Genomic DNA, 16496 nt, shown 5'->3' with positions numbered 1-16496 from the left:
CAACGAGTGCGGCCGACCGGCGCCCCCGCGCACGAGGACGCCCTGCGAGCGGAGAGAGTGGGATCTATGAGCTACTTCAGTGACGTCGAACGCGACCTCGTGGTCGCTGCCCGTACCGAATTGGCCCACGGCGTCGTGGCCCTGGACCTCGTCGCGCACAACGGTCGCGACTTGCCCGCCTGGGAGCCTGGATCGCACGTCGATCTGATCTTCTCCGACGCGCGCACGCCGGCGGCCGAGCGTGTGGAACGTCAGTATTCGCTCTGCGGTGATGCCGCCGACCGCTCGACGTGGCGCGTCGCGGTGTTGCGCGAGGACGAGGGGCGCGGCGGTTCGGTGCGCGTGCACGACGAGGTGCAGGTCGGGAAGCGGCTGCGCGTGCGCGGACCCCGCAATCACTTCAGCTGCGAGATCGTCCCGGGAAAGACGCATCGATTCGTCGCGGGCGGCATCGGGATCACGCCGATTCTCGGCATGGTCCGCGCCGCCGCACACGCGGGCGTGGACTGGACGCTCGACTACGCCGGGCGGTCGCTGTCGACGATGGCGTTCGTCGATGAGCTGCGCGCCCTCGATGCCGGCCAGGGGCGAGTGCGCCTGTATCCCGCCGACGCCGGTGCGCGCCTCGATGTGGCTGGGGTGGTGGATGCCGCCGGTGAGGGTGACCTCGTCTACGCGTGCGGGCCCGCCCGCCTGATCGCCGCGCTTGAAGAGGGTTTCGCGGACGCCGGCCGCACTGAGGCGCTGCGGGTCGAACGGTTCGAGGCGATTGAATACGGAGAACCGGTCTGGCCGGATCCGTTCGAGGTCGAGCTCGCCCTGTCCGGAGACGTCGTCACCGTGCAGCCCGGACAGTCGGTGCTCGAGGCGATCGAGGAGCAGAGCCCGGCGACCATGGTGCTCTCCAGTTGCCGTCGCGGCACCTGCGGCACCTGTGAGGTGCCGGTCCTTGAGGGGCAGATCGAGCACCGCGACTCCGTGCTCACCCCCCTCGAGCGCGAGCAGAGCGCGAGCATGATGGTGTGCGTGTCGCGCGCGGCGTGCGCGCGCATCGTGATCGACGCCTGACCGTCGTCGTCGCGGTATGGCGTCGACCGCGGGTGGAGTGGGCGTGCGATCAGCGGCCGACGCGCTCCCGGAGGGCGGCGGTGAGGGCGGCCTCGTCGGCGGTGATGAGCCGGTAGTCACGGACGACGACGCGCCCGGCGACCACCACGTGCCGGGGACGGCGCCCCGGATGGGCCCACAGCAGCCCGGCGACCGGGTCGGCGACGCCGGCGTCGGCGACTCCGGAGACGTCCCAGACGCAGAAATCGCCCGCGCTTCCCGGCGACAGGATGCCGAGGTCCGCGCGGCCGAGCCCGGCACCCCCTCCGGAGGTGGCCATGGCGAGCACGTCGCGTGCGGGGAGGGCGGCTCCGACCAGGCCCGACACCTGCATCGCGAGGCGGGCGTCGGCGAGGAGGTGACCGGCGTCGTTGGAGCCGCCGCCGGAGGTGCCGAGGCCCACGTCGATGCCGGCCTCCTGCAGTCGGCGCACTGGTGCGATGCCCCACCCCATCGGCACGTCGCAGCCCGGGGCATGGGTCGCGGTGACGCCGGCGGCGGCGAGTCGCATGACCTCCTCGTCGGTGACGTCGCAGAGGTGCGCGATCGTCACACCGGGCTCGAGCCAGCCCCATTCTGCGAGGAGGTCCAGGGGGCGGCGGCCGTAACGGGTCAGGGCTATTTCGGTGTCGACCTGCTCGTTCGCCTGAGTGCGCCGTCGCAGACCATAGCGCCGGGCTACCTCGGCGAGGGCGCGGAAGGTCTCCTCCGTATCGGAGTGCACGCCCGCAGGGCCGACGGCCAGCTGCAGCATGCCGTCGGCGCTCGTGCCTCCGGGTGAAGACGCCGCGTCGGGCAGCAGAGCGCGCACGATCTCCTCCGCGCTCGCCGCCGCGGCATCCGGGGCGTCGCGTGCCGAGCCGCGCACGAACACGAGTCGGGCGCCGAGGGTGGATGAGGCAGCGGCGACCGCGCGCGCGATGGCCACGGTGTCGCCGACCGGATCGTCGCTGGTCGTCGGGTCGGGCCAGTTGAGCTGGTGATCGGCGACCGTGGTCACCCCGCAGAGCAGCGACTCGGCGATGCCGACCCCTGCGGTCGCGCCGGCCAGCGAGGCCTCGATGCGGGCGGCGGCGTACGCGGTCGCCATCGCGGGCAGCCAGTCGCGCATCGGTACGCCACGGGTTCCCGGCAGCGTGCGGAACCCTGACTGCAGCAGGTGGTGGTGTGCGTTGACGAGGCCGGGGGTGACGATGCCGCCCTCCGCGTCGAGGATCGTAGGGGTGCCCGTGTCGTCGGCGTTGGTGACGACCCGTCCGTCGCGGATCAGGAGGTCGCCGCCGCGGTCCCCCGTCGGATCGTCGAAGCGTTCCACGATGCGCGAGGCGCCGGTGAGGGTGAGCGAGCCGGTCATGCTGTCCGTCCTATCAGCCGCATGTTTCGGGTAGATGTGCGCGGTGGTGAGCAATGTCCTAGGGCAGCCTTATCTTCGAGAAAGCGCATTGAAGTAATCGAATGAATATTCTAATCTGTCGAGATGAGGTCGATCATGGGGAACGTCGCCGTCGCTGACGTCGCGGGCACCGTCGACGCTCTGCGCGCACAGGTGGAACGCCTGCAGGGTCGCCGCATCGAGGGTCCCGTGCTGCCCGTGCCGTCGGCCCTCGCGAACCTGCTGCCCGGCGGCGGGCTGCGCCCCGGGGCGTCGTACTCCCTCGGGCGATCGATGTCGCTGCTGTTCGCGCTGTTCGCCCGTCCCTCGCAGGACGGCGCCTGGTGCGCGGCGGTGGGCATGCCGCACCTCGGCGCCGAGGCGGCCCGCGCGGCGGGCGTCGACCTGTCGCGGCTGGTGCTGATCCCCGAGCCGGGCGAGCGCTGGCTCGCGGTGACCGCGGCGATCGCCGACGTGCTGCCCGTAGTCGCCGTGCGCCCGCCCGCGCGCGCGAAGGACGGCGACATCGCCCGCCTCGCGGCGCGCATGCGCGAACGCGAGGCGGTGCTGCTCGTGCAGGGGCCGTGGCCGCAGACCGAGGCGATGATCGACATCGGCGATCCGTCCTGGACGGGGCTCGGTGACGGCTGGGGCCTGCTCGAAGAGCGCGAGCTGACCGTCACCGTGACCAGTCGTCGGCACCCCGCGCCGCGGACGGGGCGCGTGCTGCTGCCGGATGCCCGGGGAGGGGTGTCTGCGGCGACCGTCACTGTGCCCGCGGCCCTGCCCCTGCGGGCGGTGGGCTGACCCGTGGCTGCGTCTCGTGGGCATCCTCGGCGTTCCCCACTCCCCGACTTCTGCATCGGAGCGCACGCCGCCATGGCCGGGCATCGACTGCTCACCCGTGATCGCGGACGCTATGCCACCTGTTTTCCGAGTATCGTCGTCATCACCCCGGAGTGACAGGACGTAGATCATAGATTCGATTCTCGCCTTTCCTTCATAGAACAAAAGTTCTAAAGTGAAGAGATGGGTACGAAGGTCGGGGTTGCGCCGCGCAACCTCGTGGTGTGGCTGCCGGACTGGCCGATCGTCGCCCTCACCCGCGACGGCGACGATCCGCTCGATGCGGCGGCGCCGATCGCCGTGTTCGCGAAGAACGCGGTCGTGGCGTGCTCCGCGGCGGCGCGGGCAGAGGGGGTGCGTCGCGGGCTGCGGCGACGTGACGCCCAATCGCGCTGCCCGCAGCTGATCGTCGTCGAGGCAGATCCGGTGCGCGATCAGCGTGCCTTCGCGCCCGTGATCGCCGCCGTCGAAGAGGCGGCGCCCCGGGTGCAGCTGATCCAGCCGGGTCTCGTCGCGCTGCACGCGAAGGGGCCGGCGCGGTACTACGGCGGCGAGGCGGCCGCCGCGACGGTGCTCTCGGGCGTCGTCGCCGCGCTCGGGATCGACGACGTGCGCGTCGGCGTCGCCGACGGCACGTTCACCGCCGAGCAGGCGGCGCGGGTCGGCACCCGCGCGGCCGATCCCGTGCGGGTCGTGCCGGCGGGTGGTGCCGCCGCCTTCCTCGCGCCGCTGTCGGTGTCGGTGCTCGAGGACGAGACCGTGGGGCTCTTCGCGCGTCTGGGCGTGCAGACGCTCGGCCAGGTCGCGGCGCTCGGCCCGGATCGACTCCGCGAGCGCTTCGGCGCCCGCGGCACGAGGCTGCACGCGCTGGCATCCGGTCACGACCCCCGCCCCGTGACGGCGCGGACGCCCCCGCCCGAGCTGCACCGCGAGGTGTCGTTCGAACCGTCCGTCGCCCTGGCCGACCAGGTCGCGTTCGGGGTGCGCGTGCCCGCCGAGGAGTTCACCGCGCGCCTGGGCGCCCTCGATCTGGTGTGCACCGAGCTGCGCGTCGTGCTGACGGGGGAGCACGGGGAGCGCACCGACCGCGTGTGGCTGCACCCGGACGCGTTCGATGCCGCCGCCGTCGTCGACCGGGTGCGCTGGCAGCTCGCCGAGCAGGGCGGCGCGGGCCTGCGCAGCGCCGTCGCGCGGGTGCGGATCGAGCCCGCGGGGGTGGATGCCGCCGCGCACCACACGGCGCGGCTGTTCGGGTCGGGCCCCGAAGAGCGGGTGCACCACGTGCTGTCGCGGGTGCAGGCGATGCTCGGCCACCAGGGGGTGCTCGTGCCCGAGGTGGGCGGCGGGCGCTGGCTCGCCGAGCGGCAGCGCCTTGTTCCGTGGGGTGACCGGGTCGACGCGGGGGCGTCTGCCGACCGTCCCTGGCCGGGGAGCCTGCCCGGGCCGCTGCCGGCGACGGTGTTCCCCGCCGGGCTGCCGGTCGCCGTGCTCGACGACGACGGCGACATGGTGGCCGTCGATGCCCGCGGCGAGCTGACCGGAGACCCGGCGTGGGTCACGGGGCTCGGCGCGCCGGGGTCGTCGGCGGCACGGCGGCGCCGCGGCATCCGCTCCTGGGCAGGACCCTGGCCCGTCATCGAGCGGGGGTGGGATGCCGAGCGCGCGCGTCACGCGCACCGCTTCCAGGTCGTCGACGAGACCGAGCGGGCGTGGCTGCTGGTGTGCGAGGCGGGGGGCTGGCTCGCCGAGGGGGTGTACGACTGATGGGCTTCCACAACCCGTCGGTGACGTGGTCTGAGATGGAGCGGCTGCTGAGCGGTCGTCAGCGCGAGCCCGACGGCGGCGACGGGCCTGCGTTCTCACGCAAGCGCGGCAAGTACGAACCTCCCCCGATCACGCGCCCCGATGGCGCCGTGCCGTACGCCGAGCTGCACGCGCACTCGTCGTATTCGTTCCTCGACGGGGCGTCGGCGCCGGCCGAGCTCGCCGAAGAGGCGGAGCGGCTCGGCCTGCACGCCCTCGCGATCACCGACCACGACGGGTTCTACGGCATCGCGCGGTTCGCCGAGGCGGCCGAGCAGCTGCACGTGCGCACCGTGTTCGGGGCGGAGCTGTCGCTGGGTCTCGACGCGCCGCAGAACGGCCGGGCCGACCCGGTGGGGTCACACCTGCTCGTGCTCGCGCGGGGGGAGGAGGGCTACCACCGGCTCGCGGCGGCGATCACGCACGCGCAGCTGAGCGGCGGTGAGAAGGGCCGCCCCCGCTACGACCTCGACGAGCTGGCCGAGCGGGCGGGCGGGCACTGGGCGATTCTGACCGGGTGCCGCAAGGGGGCCGTGCGGCAGGCGCTGGCGGTCGGCGGCGCGGCGGGAGCGCGCGCTGCGGCGGAGGAGCTCGACCGGCTCGTCGCACGGTTCGGGGCGGATGCCGTGAACGTCGAGCTGATCGATCACGGCGGGCCTGCCGACTCGCGCGACAACGACGTGCTGACCGCTCTCGCCCGGGAGCGCGGTGTGCCGATCCTCGCGACGAACAACGTGCACTACGCCGTGCCCGAGAAGATGCATCTCGCGGCGGCGGTCGCGGCGGTGCGGGCGAATCGGGGTCTCGACGAGCTCGACGGCTGGCTGCCAGCGCACGGCAGCGCCCACCTGCGGTCGGGCGCCGAGATGAGCCGCCGCTTCCGCCGCCATCCCGGGGCGATCGCCCGCACCGTGACGCTCGCCGACGAGCTGGCCTTTCCGCTGCGGCGCGCGAAGCCCGCCCTGCCGAAGCTGCCGGTGCCCGAGGGGCACACGCCGATGTCGTGGCTCGAGAAGCTCGTGTGGGATGCCGTGCCGCGCAAGTACCCCGACGCGACGGACGCCGACCGGGCGCGCATCGAGCGGGAGTTGTCGGTGATCGCGCAGAAGGACTTCCCGGGGTACTTCCTCATCGTGCACGGGATCGTCGCCGAGGCCCGGCGCCGCGGCATCCTGTGCCAGGGGCGCGGGTCGGCGGCCAACAGCGCCGTCTGCTATCTGCTGGACATCACCGCGATCGACTCGATCTTCTACAAGCTGCCGTTCGAGCGGTTCCTCTCCGCGATGCGCGAGGAAGAGCCCGACATCGACGTCGACTTCGACTCGGACCGGCGCGAGGAGATCATCCAGTGGGTGTTCCAGACGTACGGGCGCGAGCGGGCGGCGCAGGTCGCGAACGTCATCCAGTACCGGCCCAAGAACGCGGTGCGCGACATGGCGAAGGCCCTCGGGCACTCCCCGGGCCAGCAGGACGCGTGGTCGAAGCAGGTGGAGCGGTGGGACGGGCCGGTCGCGGGGGCGCACGACATCCCCGATCGGGTGCTCGAGTACGCCGCGGAGCTGATGAAGGCGCCGCGGCACCTCGGCATCCACTCCGGCGGCATGGTGCTGACCGAGCGGCCCGTCGGCGAGGTCGTGCCGATCGAGCACGCCCGCATGGAGGAGCGCACCGTCATCCAGTGGGACAAGGACGACGCCGCGTGGATGGGGCTTGTGAAGTTCGACCTGCTGGGGCTCGGCATGCTCGCCGCGCTGCAGTACTGCTTCGACATGATCGCCGAGGCGACGGGGGAGCGGTGGGAGCTGGCGACGCTGCCCAAGGAGGAGCAGGCCGTCTACGACATGCTGTGCCGGGCGGATTCGATCGGGGTGTTCCAGGTCGAGTCACGCGCGCAGATGGGCCTGCTGCCACGCCTGCAGCCCCGCCGGTTCTACGACCTCGTCATCGAGATCGCCCTCATCCGTCCCGGCCCCATCCAGGGCGGTGCGGTGCACCCCTACGTGCGGCGCAAGCTCGGGCACGAGACGGTCACGTACGCGCACGAGAAGCTGCGACCGGTGCTCGAGCGCACGCTCGGCATCCCGGTGTTCCAGGAGCAGCTCATGCAGATGGGCATGGCCGTCGGCGGGCTCAGCGGTGAGGATGCCGACCTGCTGCGGCGGGCGATGGGCTCCAAGCGTGGCATCGAACGGATCGAGTCGCTGCGCAAGAAGCTCTACGAGGGGATGGCCGAGCACGGCCTCGTCGACGAGGTCGCCGACGACATCTACGCGAAGATCCAGGCGTTCGCGAACTTCGGCTTCGCCGAGAGCCACTCCCTGTCGTTCGGGCTGCTGGTCTACGCGTCGTCGTGGCTGAAGCTGCACTATCCGGGCGTGTTCCTGGCGGCGCTGCTGCGCGCCCAGCCGATGGGCTTCTACTCGCCGGCGACGCTCACCGCCGACGCCCGCCGGCACGGGGTGGTGGTGCGCCGCCCCGACATCCACGCCTCCGGCGCCGACGCCGTGATGGAGCCGCTCGACGCGGATGCCGCCCCCGGCGCCGACCGCGGCCCCACCGGACTGCAGGCCTGCACCGCCCTGCACCAGCCGCCGGTGCCGCCGTTCGACCCGGCCGCCCCCGACGAGTCGGCCGCGCACCGCCGCGACGGCGCGTTCGCGGTGCGGTTGGGGCTGGCCACCGTCACCGGTGTCGGCGCGGCCCTCGCGCAGCGGATCGTCGACAGCCGTACCGCAGACGGCCCGTTCCGCGACCTCCGCGACCTCGTGCGTCGCACCGGGGCGACGGCCGCGCAGGTCGAGGCGCTCTCGACGGCGGGGGCGTTCGAGAGCATGGGGATCAGCCGGCGCGAGGGGATGTGGCTCGCGGGCGACGCCGCACAGGACCGGGCCGAGTTCCTGCCCGGCACCCTCGTCGCCGTGCAACCGCCGCTTTTCGGCGACCAGTCGAGCTACGACATCCTCGCCGCCGACCTGTGGGCGACCGGCATCTCCGCCGACGACCACCCGCTCACCCACTTCCGGGCGCAGCTCGACGCCCGCGGGGTGCTGACCTCGCGGGAGCTGCGCAGCCACGAGACCGGGCGGCGGGTGGAGGTGGCCGGGCTCGTCACGCACAAGCAACGGCCGGCGACGGCATCCGGGGTCACCTTCGTCAACCTCGAAGACGAGCACGGGCTCGTGAACATCATCTGCTCGGTGGGGGTGTGGAACCGCTATCGCCGGGTGCTGCGCGACAGCCCCGCGCTCATCGCGCGCGGCATCCTGGAGCGCTCGCCGGAGGGGGTGACCAACCTGCTCGCCGATCGCTTCGACGATCTGCGCGTCGGCGTGCAGCACCGCTCCCGCGACTTCCGCTGAGGCGCGAGGCGAGGGATACAGAACGACGGCGCCCCGGGGCACGAGGTCCCGGGGCGCCGTCGCGCGTGTGCGTGAGGCTCAGCTCTGCTGGGCGAGCGCGAAGCCGATGGAGCCGTCGCCGTCGACGCGTGCGTCGAGCACGCGGTCGTCGAGCTGCACCGTGGCGACCGGGTCGACGAACACCCGGGCACCGCCTTCCTCGACGACGACGTCGCCCTTCTCGGGGGCGGGGGCGAGGCTCACCGCGTAACCGGCGCCGGGCTCGGCCGCCTCGCTGATGCGGAGGCCGCCGGTGTCGGTGGGGAGCTGGGCCGTCAGGTTCTTGACGGCGGTCGTGGCGTTCTCGGTGAGTGTGAGCATGGCTCTTCCTTCCGTGGATTGCTGCGGACCGGCCACGATTCCGAGAATCCGGGGCGCATGCAACCTGCGACACGGCGTGGCCGGGGACTCACACCGGATACGGAGGTTCGCGCTGTCAAGGGCCGAGACCGGGCATCGGGCTCGGCGTAGCGTGAGGGCATGGCCAACGTCGCAGACTTCTTCATCGACACGCTCACCTCCGCCGGGGTCACCCGCGTCTGGGGGCTTCCGGGGGATTCGCTCAACGCGTTCACCGACGCGCTGCGCCGTCACAGCGACAGACGCGGGGGCGGCGGCATCCGCTGGATGCACATGCGACACGAGGAGGCGGCGGCCTTCGCGGCGGGCGCGGATGCCGAGCTCACGGGGCGGCTGGCTGTGGTCGCCGGTTCGTGCGGTCCGGGCAACCTGCACTTCATCAACGGACTGTTCGACGCCAACCGGACGCGGGTCCCGGTGCTGGCGATCGCCTCGCATATCCCGAGCGAGGAGGTCGGGAGCTCGTACTTCCAGGAAACGCATCCGCAGGAGCTGTTCCGCGAGTGCTCGGTGTACTGCGAGCTCGTGAGCGACCCGGCGCAGCTGCCATGGGTGTTGGAGATCGCGATGCGCACCGCCGTCGAGCGTCGCGGGGTCGCGGTCGTCGTCGTTCCCGGCGACGTCTTCTTCCAGGACGCACCGGAACGCCGTCCGTCGGCGCCGATCATCGCGTCGCGGTCGACGACGCTGCCGGATGCCGAGAGTCTGGCCGAGGCGGCTGCGGTGCTCAACGGCGCCGAGAACGTCACCATCCTCGCCGGCGCCGGCGTGGCCGGGGCGCACGACGAGGTGGTCGCGCTCGCCGCGAAGCTGCAGGCGCCTGTCGTGCACGCGCTGCGCGGCAAGGAGCACATCGAGTGGGAGAACCCGTACGACGTCGGGATGACCGGGCTGCTCGGCTTCGCGTCGGGGTATCGGGCGATGGAGCGGTGCGACGCGCTGCTCATGCTGGGCACCGACTTCCCGTATCGGCAGTTCTATCCCGCGAAGGCACGCATCGTGCAGGTCGACATCCGCGGGGAGCAGCTCGGCCGACGCACTCCGATCGATGTCGGCCTCGTCGGCGGGGTGCGCGAGACGGCGGCGGCGCTTCTGCCGCTCATCGACGAGGGGCGGGATGACAGCCACGTCACCGACAGCGTCGAGCACTACCGCAAGACGCGCCGGAACCTTGACGAGTTGGCGGTCGACGACGGCGAGGAACCGATCCATCCGCAGTATCTCGCGCGGCTGCTCGACGAGCTCGCCGCCGACGACGCGGTCTTCACGGCGGATGTCGGAAGCCCCGTGATCTGGGCGTCGCGCTATCTGACCATGAATGGGAGGCGGCGGCTGCTCGGTTCGTTCCTGCACGGGTCGATGGCGAACGCGCTGCCGCAGGCGCTCGGCGCTCAGGCGGAGGACGGCGGCCGCCAGGTCGTCTCGCTGTCGGGCGACGGCGGACTCGCGATGCTGATGGGCGATCTGCTGTCGATCCGGCAGAACGACCTGCCCGTGAAGATCGTCGTCTTCGACAACTCGTCGCTGAACTTCGTCGAGGTGGAGATGAAGGCGGCCGGCATCGTGAACTTCGGCACGGAGCTGGACAATCCGAGCTTCGCGGCGATCGCGGAGGCCGTCGGCATCACGGGCATCCGGGTGGATAAAGCCTCGGAACTGCGTCCGGCGCTCGAGCGGGCGCTCGCCGCCGAGGGACCGGTGCTGGTCGATGTCGTGACGGCGCGGCAGGAGTTGTCGATGCCTCCCGCCATCACCGCGGCACAGGCGAAGGGCTTCACGCTGTGGGCGCTGCGCACGGTCATGTCGGGGCGCGGCGACGAGCTGCTCGACCTCGCCGACACCAACCTGTGGCGGCGCCTGTTCCACTGACGCGCGCCCGGGGGCGACCGTGGTCGCCGGCGATCGTGACACCTTCGGTCGGAGCTCAGAATGGTGGCGGATCCGCGTCGAGTTCGAACCCGGTCGGACTCGTCCAGCTCAGGCGACCCTCGTCATCGCGGTTCATTGCCCAGGGTGTGCCGTCCTTGACGGAATGGTGGCGCTCGCAGAGCGGTCCGAGGTTGGAGGCGGCCGTCGCACCTCCGTCCGCCCAGCGGATGCGATGGTCGATGTCGCACAGTCGGGACGGTCGTGTGCACCCGGGGGCGAGGCAGTACGGATGCCGGGCGGTCAGCCAGCGGCGAAGGGCGCGCGGTACGCGATAGGCGCGGCGTTCGACGTCGAGCACCGTACCGCGGACCGGATCGGTCAGCACTCGGTACCACTCGGACGCGCCGGCAGCGAGGGTCCGGGCGGTGTCCTGATCGATCGGTCCGTATCCGTCGAGGGTGGCGGGAGCGTCGCCTGCGCCGAGCAGTGTCAGCACGGGGATGGTCAGGTGGACGGTCGTGGTGACGGTTGCGGCCGGGAAAGCCGGCTCATCACGCTCGGTGGGGACCTGGTCGGAGCCACCGTGTACGAGGAGGTCGCAGAAGACATCGGCGCGCAGCTGCGCCGTCGTTCGGGTCTCATCCGTCTGCGACGCAAGGTGCCGCGCGGTCGCATCGAGACGTTCCTCGGCGAGGCGACCGAAGCTCGCGGGGATGAAGGCGGTGACGCAGACCATGCCGTCGTCATCGCCGTGGAATCGGACGTCGCGGTCTGCGGCTGCGCGGGCATGACGTTCTTCACGTGATTCCGGGTGGGCGCGGTCGCGAATGGTGCGCACCCGCTGTCGAAAACGCCCTGGCGCGAGTCGTTGCGCGGCGTCCGCAGCGACCTCGTCGAACCGTTCCCAGGCGTCGCGGGCGTCTGCGGGGAGGGTGTCCGCGGCGTGGGCGGCGGCAGCGACGTTCTGCTCGGAGATCGCCCCGTCCACAGCGGCGCGCCACAGCCGGGGGCACCGCTCCTCAAGGGTCTTCGCCTTGTGCGCGCGGCTCCTCACCTGGAGATCGGAGAGCTGGGTGCGTGCTCCGAGGTCGAGCGCGGCCGATCGGACGGCAAGGTCACGGCGACGTGCTCGGACGGCAGCGTTCGAGAGGCCGCTCGGGTCGCGCCAGAGCGGATCGAGAGTCGGATCGGGGCCCACCCACTGTTCGGGGGAGCGGGCGGCATCCGCGAGGACCGCGGCGAACGCGGCGTCGGTGCGCGAGGACAGCGATCGGGCTTGCCGCGCCAGCGCGACCGCCTGTTCGATCGGATCGAAGGGCATCGTCTCAGCAAACTCGCCGTCGACATCCTCGCCGGGTATCCCGCGGCGTTCGAGATCGGCGAGGAACGTCTGCCAGTAGGCCTCGACATACTCGGGATCCGCCCACAGGCTATCCTCGAAGGCGACCTCCGTATTGGTCGAAAGATCCATATCTGAACGCTACGCAGGGGTTCCGACATTCGATCAAATGATCCACGCGGGAACGGATGGCGAAGGCGCACCGTCTACAATCGAACCGCCAGCCTCTGTAGCTCAGTGGAAGAGCCACTCCGTCCTAAGGAGCGGGTCGGGGGTTCGAATCCCTCCAGGGGCATCTCCCTTTCCAGCGTCACAAGGTCCGCGTCATGAACACCGAAAGGGGGTCCTCGACGTAGTCGCCATACGGCCCGCACGGGGCGAAGCCCTCCGACGAGTACAGCGTCCGCGCGGGCAGGAACTCGACCGATGACCCCGTCTCGAGCCAGACGTTCGCGAACCCGGCGGCGCGCGCCTCGGCGAGGATGTGTCGCAGGATCCCGCGCCCCGCGCCCGTGCCGCGGTGGCCGTCCGCGACCCGCATCGACTTCAGCTCGGCGTTCTCCGCATCCAACCGCTTGAGGGCGCCGACGCCGATGACCTCATCACCGATACGCACCGTCCAGACGGTGAGCGACGGATGCCGCAGCGCCTCCAGATCGAGCGCGTGCACGCACTCGCCGGGCGTAGCCCGCATCCCTGCCAGGTGTGCGGCGAGCAGGCGCTGGGTCGCGGCCCCCGACAGGTCGTCGACGACGATCTGCATCAGCGTCCCTGCCGCTTCTTGTAGGGCTTCGGCTGACCCTTCACGATCGGGGCCCGGCCCTTGCCCTTCGATGCCTTGGCCTTTCCGCCCGCGGGGCTCACCGCCTTCGCAGCAGGCTCGGGTGCATCGGCGATGCGGCGACGCGCCTCCTCGAGCAGCAGGCGACCGGCCGGCGTGAGGGTCTGAGCGCCCTTGGCCCCCGCCAGTACGGGGTGACCGACCTCGTCGTCGAGCTTCCCGACCGTCGTGTACAGCGACGCGAGCGGGATGCCCAACGCGTCAGCGGTGCGCGGGAAGTGCAGGTCGTGCTCGACGAGGGCGACGAAGCGTCGGAGCAGGGCGATCTTCATACGACGATCCTCGCAGGCCGTCGCGGCGTGCCGGATGCCGTCCACGCCGAAATGCGAGAGGGTCGGAACATGCCCGCGATGGACGCCGACAGTCTCGCCGAGCTGCGGAGCCTGCGCGCCCGCGCCTACGGCCCCTCCGCCGACATCCAGGCTGACCCCGCGGCCCGACGCCGGCTCGACGAGCTGGAGGCGCGACAGGCGGGCGCCGCGCCGCATCCGGGGGAGCGCCCGAAGCGTGACCACACCGCCCCGGACGATGCGCACGGGCGCACCGCGGCCGCTCAGGGCAGCGCTCCGTCGGCGAACGGCGTGGGCCGCTCGTCGGCGGATCTGGCGCAGAACCCGTCGACCACCCCGACGCCGGAGCCGCCCGCGCCCGCCCATTCCGATCCCTCCCATACGGGCGACCCGCCCACCGACGCGGAGAACGCCCCACCGCGACTGACCCTTCGCCTGAAACTCCTCTGGGCCTTCACGGTCGTCGCGGCCGCAGCGGTCGCCGTCGCCATCACCTGGACCCTCACGTACTTCGCGCCCATCTCGATGTCGCACGGCGCCGAGCAGGTCGCGACGCTCGAGCCCACCGACCGCGTCGAGGTCCCGAGCGGGTGGGGCGGCGCCGGTGCGAGTTCGCTCGTGTGGGACTACGACGGTCTCGTCGCCTTCGAGACGATGCAGGGGTATGTCGGCATGAATGGCGGCGAGGATTGCTTCGCCGTGGTCGTCGGCGAGAGCATCCCCGAGGAGTTCGACCCCAGCGACGGCTGGGGTTTCGGAAACGGCTTCTGGTCGGGCTGCGGCGTCGGTACCTTCCCGGCGACGGTGGAGATCTTCGTCGGCAGCGATGTGCCGCCGGAGATCCGCGATCGTTTCCCCGACGGCAGTGCGCTGCAGTTCGTCCGCGACGGCGATCGCATCGGCGTCTTCCTCGACCGCGGCGACGGATCCTGAATCCGGGTCCCGACCGGCGCCATGCCTGGCAGAGTGGGAGCATGCCCGAGGAACCCGGCGAGCTGGCTGCCCTCCGCGCCCGCGCCTACGGACCGCACGCCGACATCACCGCCGATCCCGAGGCGCTCCGGCGTCTGACGATTCTCGAAGAAGGAGCGCGTCGCGCGCGCACCGCGCCGCCCGCGCCGCCGATCGTCGATGCGATTCCGGATGCCGTCGCCGCGGCGTCCGCTTCGCGCGCCGTATCCGCGCCGCAGTCGCGCCCCGAAGCACTCACGCGCGCCCCGGTGGAGATCGCGCCCGACGGGGTGGCTGCGCTCGAATCGGCCGTCGCCGCCGCATCCGACACCGCGCCGCCGCGTCGCCGCTGGTCGACGGCGGCCCTCGCCACGGCGGTCACCGGTGCCGCCGTGCTCGGGGCGGCCGTCGCGGTGCCGGCGACGCTGATACTCGCACCCACCGGGCCGCAGCCGGTCGCCGTGCTGCACGTCGACGCCAACGCCGACGTCGGCGAGATGTTCGCCGAAGCCGGCGGCGGCGATGCCGTGCGCTACGACGACTTCTACGGCATGGAGGTGACCGGCGGCTCCTATCAGGAGACCGGAGGGCGCTGCCTCATGATCGTCTTCGACCCGGGTGGTGCTCCCGGATCGGCCACCGGCAACTGCGCCGCCGAAGGACTGGAGCCGTGGATCGACGTCCCCGTCGACGGTCAGCTCAGCGGCGAGGTGCAGGCGCGCTACCAGGCGGGATCCACGCTGCGGTTCGCGCTGTCGGGCGACGAGGTGCACGTCTTCGTGTCCCGAGGCGGCGGCGCCTGACGCCGCATCCGTTTTCCACGGCCGTGTCGCCCGGGCGGGGAGGGGCCGCGGCGCTACCGTCGGAGGCGTGAACGATCAGCCCATCGTCGTCGACGGCGAGTCCGACCCCTCGGTCGTGCTCGGCTACGACTGACAGACGCCCCCACTCGCCGCGCGAGCTCCGGAGACGACGCTCAGTTCGCGGCGTCGTACGCGTCGAGCACCGCCGCGGGAACGCGGCCGCGCTCGGACACCGTGTAGCCGTTCTTCGCGGCCCACTCGCGCACCGGACCGTAGTCGCGCTGGCCGGAGCGGCGCTGCGTGCGCGCCCCCGAGCCGCGGGTCGACGGCGTTGAGGCGGTACGAGCAGAGACCTGACGCCCCGCCGAGATGTACGGCGCGAGGGCGTCACGCAGCCCAGCGGCGTTCTCATCGGTGAGGTCGATCTCGTACGCGGTGCCGTCGAGGGAGAACAGCACGGTCTCGCCCGACCCGACCTCCAAGACGGTGCCGTCCAGGTCGTCGACGAGCTGATGCACGATTCTGCGGGTCATGCCCGAAGCCTAGTGGCGCCGCCCCGGGAAGCGGCCGATCAGGGCAGAAGTCCGGCGCGCCGCGCCCGCGCGACCGCGGCGTGGCGGGTCGAGGCGTCGAGCTTGGACATCGCCGACTGCAGGTAGGACTTCACGGTGCCCTCCTTCAGCGAGAGCGTCGCCGCGATCTCGGCGTTCGTCGAGCCGAGTGCCGCACAGGCGAGCACGTCGACCTCGCGCGGCGACAGGCGCACATCCAGCTGGAGGTCGGCCGGCTCGCCGTCGTGGGAGAGCGCGGCGAGGCGCTGCTCCAGAGCGGCCAGCCGGGTGCGGATGCCGGCATCCGAGACGTCGGCGGCGATGCTCCTCAGCTCCGCGTAGGTCTCGCGCAGCTCTTCGCGGGCACGAGGGTCGAGCCCGCTCTCGGCGGGCGAGGTGGCGAAGGTCAGCCGGCGCTCGACCTCGTCGTGCACGCGCAGTTCCGTCGCGAGGTCGGACGCTACCTGCACGGCCGTGCGGGCCGTCGCCTCACCGAAGCGCGACGTGTGCCACGAGCCGCAGTACAGCACGCTGCGGGTGCGTCCCGATACGACGACCGGCACCGCGAACAGGGTCGCGATGCCCTCGCCGAGGATGACGCGGTCGTAGTCGTGGGTGATGTGGCGTGACGAGCGGTAGTCGAGCGCGAGGCGCGGGCGGCGCTCCACCATCGCGCGGCCGCCGAGACCGCGGGTGGCGCGGACGACGAGACCGGCCAGGTGCGGGGTGCGGTTGCCGACGACGGCCGTCATCTCGACGGTGTCGTGCGCTTCGTAGCCACCGAAGGCGACAGGGAGCCCGGTGCGGGTGGCGAGATCGCCGACCGCGCGGGCGAGGAGATCGGCCTCGGATGCGAGGCCCGGGGATGCCATCGCGTGCTACCTACTTCCGGGGGTGACATCCGCGTCACCCGTTTTCGTAGCGTCGACGTTACCACGCGGCCAGGCGACGACGCCCGGCCGGGGG

The 16496-nt window shown here is 72.0% G+C and carries 14 protein-coding genes and 1 tRNA gene; 8 read left to right on the top strand and 7 right to left on the bottom strand.

Annotation, left to right across the window (positions count from 1 at the left end):
* Positions 1–66: 66 nt before the first annotated feature.
* Entirely contained in the window at positions 67–1068 is a 1002-nt protein-coding gene (locus C7474_RS09640) for a PDR/VanB family oxidoreductase (RefSeq protein WP_121059483.1), read from the top strand.
* A 49-nt stretch (positions 1069–1117) separates the two neighbouring features.
* On the opposite strand, the gene C7474_RS09635 is transcribed toward C7474_RS09640, so the two are convergent.
* Positions 1118–2461: an amidohydrolase family protein gene (locus tag C7474_RS09635; RefSeq protein WP_121059481.1), complete on the bottom strand. Its 1344-nt coding sequence runs from the start codon at positions 2459–2461 to the stop codon at positions 1118–1120.
* A 135-nt stretch (positions 2462–2596) separates the two neighbouring features.
* Here C7474_RS09635 and C7474_RS09630 point away from each other — a divergent pair, with 135 nt between their 5' ends.
* The 3 genes from C7474_RS09630 to C7474_RS09615 all read left to right on the top strand — a co-directional run bounded on the left by C7474_RS09630 (position 2597) and on the right by C7474_RS09615 (position 8487).
* Positions 2597–3286, top strand: a complete 690-nt coding sequence (locus C7474_RS09630) for a hypothetical protein (RefSeq protein WP_121059479.1) — start codon at positions 2597–2599, stop codon at positions 3284–3286.
* Positions 3287–3508: 222 nt separating this feature from the next.
* Positions 3509–5089 (top strand): Y-family DNA polymerase, encoded by a 1581-nt coding sequence (locus tag C7474_RS09620; protein WP_121059477.1) that lies wholly within the window; start codon positions 3509–3511, stop codon positions 5087–5089.
* Positions 5089–8487, top strand: coding sequence for an error-prone DNA polymerase (locus C7474_RS09615; protein ID WP_121059475.1), 3399 nt, complete (start codon positions 5089–5091; stop codon positions 8485–8487). The genes C7474_RS09620 and C7474_RS09615 overlap by 1 nt, the downstream gene beginning before the upstream one ends.
* Positions 8488–8565: 78 nt before the next feature.
* Here C7474_RS09615 and C7474_RS09610 read toward each other — a convergent pair whose 3' ends face one another.
* Positions 8566–8847 (bottom strand): HesB/IscA family protein, encoded by a 282-nt coding sequence (locus C7474_RS09610; protein ID WP_121059473.1) that lies wholly within the window; start codon positions 8845–8847, stop codon positions 8566–8568.
* 159 nt (positions 8848–9006) lie between these two features.
* On the opposite strand from C7474_RS09610, the gene poxB reads away from it, so the two are divergent.
* Positions 9007–10755, top strand: coding sequence for a ubiquinone-dependent pyruvate dehydrogenase (gene poxB, locus C7474_RS09605; protein ID WP_121059471.1), 1749 nt, complete (start codon positions 9007–9009; stop codon positions 10753–10755).
* Positions 10756–10810: 55 nt separating this feature from the next.
* On the opposite strand, the gene C7474_RS09600 is transcribed toward poxB, so the two are convergent.
* Positions 10811–12226: an HNH endonuclease signature motif containing protein gene (locus C7474_RS09600; RefSeq protein ID WP_121059469.1), complete on the bottom strand. Its 1416-nt coding sequence runs from the start codon at positions 12224–12226 to the stop codon at positions 10811–10813.
* Between the two features lie 91 nt (positions 12227–12317).
* Between C7474_RS09600 and C7474_RS09595 the strand changes: the two genes are divergently transcribed.
* Positions 12318–12389 (top strand) — tRNA-Arg (locus C7474_RS09595).
* Between the two features lie 15 nt (positions 12390–12404).
* Here the strand turns inward: C7474_RS09595 and C7474_RS09590 are convergent.
* Both C7474_RS09590 and C7474_RS09585 read right to left on the bottom strand, forming a co-directional pair.
* Positions 12405–12857 (bottom strand): GNAT family N-acetyltransferase, encoded by a 453-nt coding sequence (locus C7474_RS09590; RefSeq protein ID WP_121059467.1) that lies wholly within the window; start codon positions 12855–12857, stop codon positions 12405–12407.
* The gene (locus C7474_RS09585) at positions 12857–13207 is read right to left on the bottom strand and encodes a LysR family transcriptional regulator (protein ID WP_121059465.1); all 351 of its coding nucleotides are present in this window, start codon (positions 13205–13207) and stop codon (positions 12857–12859) included. Before C7474_RS09585 ends, C7474_RS09590 begins: the two co-directional genes overlap by 1 nt.
* Positions 13208–13276: 69 nt before the next feature.
* Between C7474_RS09585 and C7474_RS09580 the strand changes: the two genes are divergently transcribed.
* On the top strand, positions 13277–14158 hold the full coding sequence (locus tag C7474_RS09580) for a hypothetical protein (protein ID WP_121059463.1): 882 nt from the start codon (positions 13277–13279) through the stop codon (positions 14156–14158).
* A gap of 41 nt (positions 14159–14199) precedes the next feature.
* Complete coding sequence (locus C7474_RS09575) at positions 14200–14979, top strand: hypothetical protein (RefSeq protein WP_121059461.1); 780 nt, start codon at positions 14200–14202, stop codon at positions 14977–14979.
* Positions 14980–15152: 173 nt separating this feature from the next.
* Here C7474_RS09575 and C7474_RS09570 read toward each other — a convergent pair whose 3' ends face one another.
* Positions 15153–15512: a histone-like nucleoid-structuring protein Lsr2 gene (locus tag C7474_RS09570; protein WP_121059459.1), complete on the bottom strand. Its 360-nt coding sequence runs from the start codon at positions 15510–15512 to the stop codon at positions 15153–15155.
* Between the two features lie 38 nt (positions 15513–15550).
* Positions 15551–16402, bottom strand: coding sequence for a LuxR C-terminal-related transcriptional regulator (locus C7474_RS09565; RefSeq protein WP_121059457.1), 852 nt, complete (start codon positions 16400–16402; stop codon positions 15551–15553).
* Positions 16403–16496 lie beyond the last annotated feature (94 nt).

Source organism: Microbacterium telephonicum, assembly GCF_003651225.1.
Classification (GTDB): Bacteria; Actinomycetota; Actinomycetes; order Actinomycetales; family Microbacteriaceae; genus Microbacterium; species Microbacterium telephonicum.
This window is presented reverse-complemented; position numbering and strand designations above follow the sequence as displayed.

What these genes read in the sequence shown, in the direction of transcription:
- C7474_RS09600 (WP_121059469.1), bottom strand. Translation starts at nt 12,226, where the DNA reads ATGGATCTTTCGACCAATACGGAGGTCGCCTTCGAGGATAGCCTGTGG.
- C7474_RS09615 (WP_121059475.1), top strand. Translation starts at nt 5,089, where the DNA reads ATGGGCTTCCACAACCCGTCGGTGACGTGGTCTGAGATGGAGCGGCTG.
- C7474_RS09585 (WP_121059465.1), bottom strand. Translation starts at nt 13,207, where the DNA reads ATGAAGATCGCCCTGCTCCGACGCTTCGTCGCCCTCGTCGAGCACGAC.
- C7474_RS09610 (WP_121059473.1), bottom strand. Translation starts at nt 8,847, where the DNA reads ATGCTCACACTCACCGAGAACGCCACGACCGCCGTCAAGAACCTGACG.
- C7474_RS09640 (WP_121059483.1), top strand. Translation starts at nt 67, where the DNA reads ATGAGCTACTTCAGTGACGTCGAACGCGACCTCGTGGTCGCTGCCCGT.
- C7474_RS09620 (WP_121059477.1), top strand. Translation starts at nt 3,509, where the DNA reads ATGGGTACGAAGGTCGGGGTTGCGCCGCGCAACCTCGTGGTGTGGCTG.
- C7474_RS09565 (WP_121059457.1), bottom strand. Translation starts at nt 16,402, where the DNA reads ATGGCATCCCCGGGCCTCGCATCCGAGGCCGATCTCCTCGCCCGCGCG.
- C7474_RS09580 (WP_121059463.1), top strand. Translation starts at nt 13,277, where the DNA reads ATGCCCGCGATGGACGCCGACAGTCTCGCCGAGCTGCGGAGCCTGCGC.
- C7474_RS09575 (WP_121059461.1), top strand. Translation starts at nt 14,200, where the DNA reads ATGCCCGAGGAACCCGGCGAGCTGGCTGCCCTCCGCGCCCGCGCCTAC.
- C7474_RS09630 (WP_121059479.1), top strand. Translation starts at nt 2,597, where the DNA reads ATGGGGAACGTCGCCGTCGCTGACGTCGCGGGCACCGTCGACGCTCTG.
- C7474_RS09590 (WP_121059467.1), bottom strand. Translation starts at nt 12,857, where the DNA reads ATGCAGATCGTCGTCGACGACCTGTCGGGGGCCGCGACCCAGCGCCTG.
- C7474_RS09570 (WP_121059459.1), bottom strand. Translation starts at nt 15,512, where the DNA reads ATGACCCGCAGAATCGTGCATCAGCTCGTCGACGACCTGGACGGCACC.
- C7474_RS09635 (WP_121059481.1), bottom strand. Translation starts at nt 2,461, where the DNA reads ATGACCGGCTCGCTCACCCTCACCGGCGCCTCGCGCATCGTGGAACGC.
- poxB (WP_121059471.1), top strand. Translation starts at nt 9,007, where the DNA reads ATGGCCAACGTCGCAGACTTCTTCATCGACACGCTCACCTCCGCCGGG.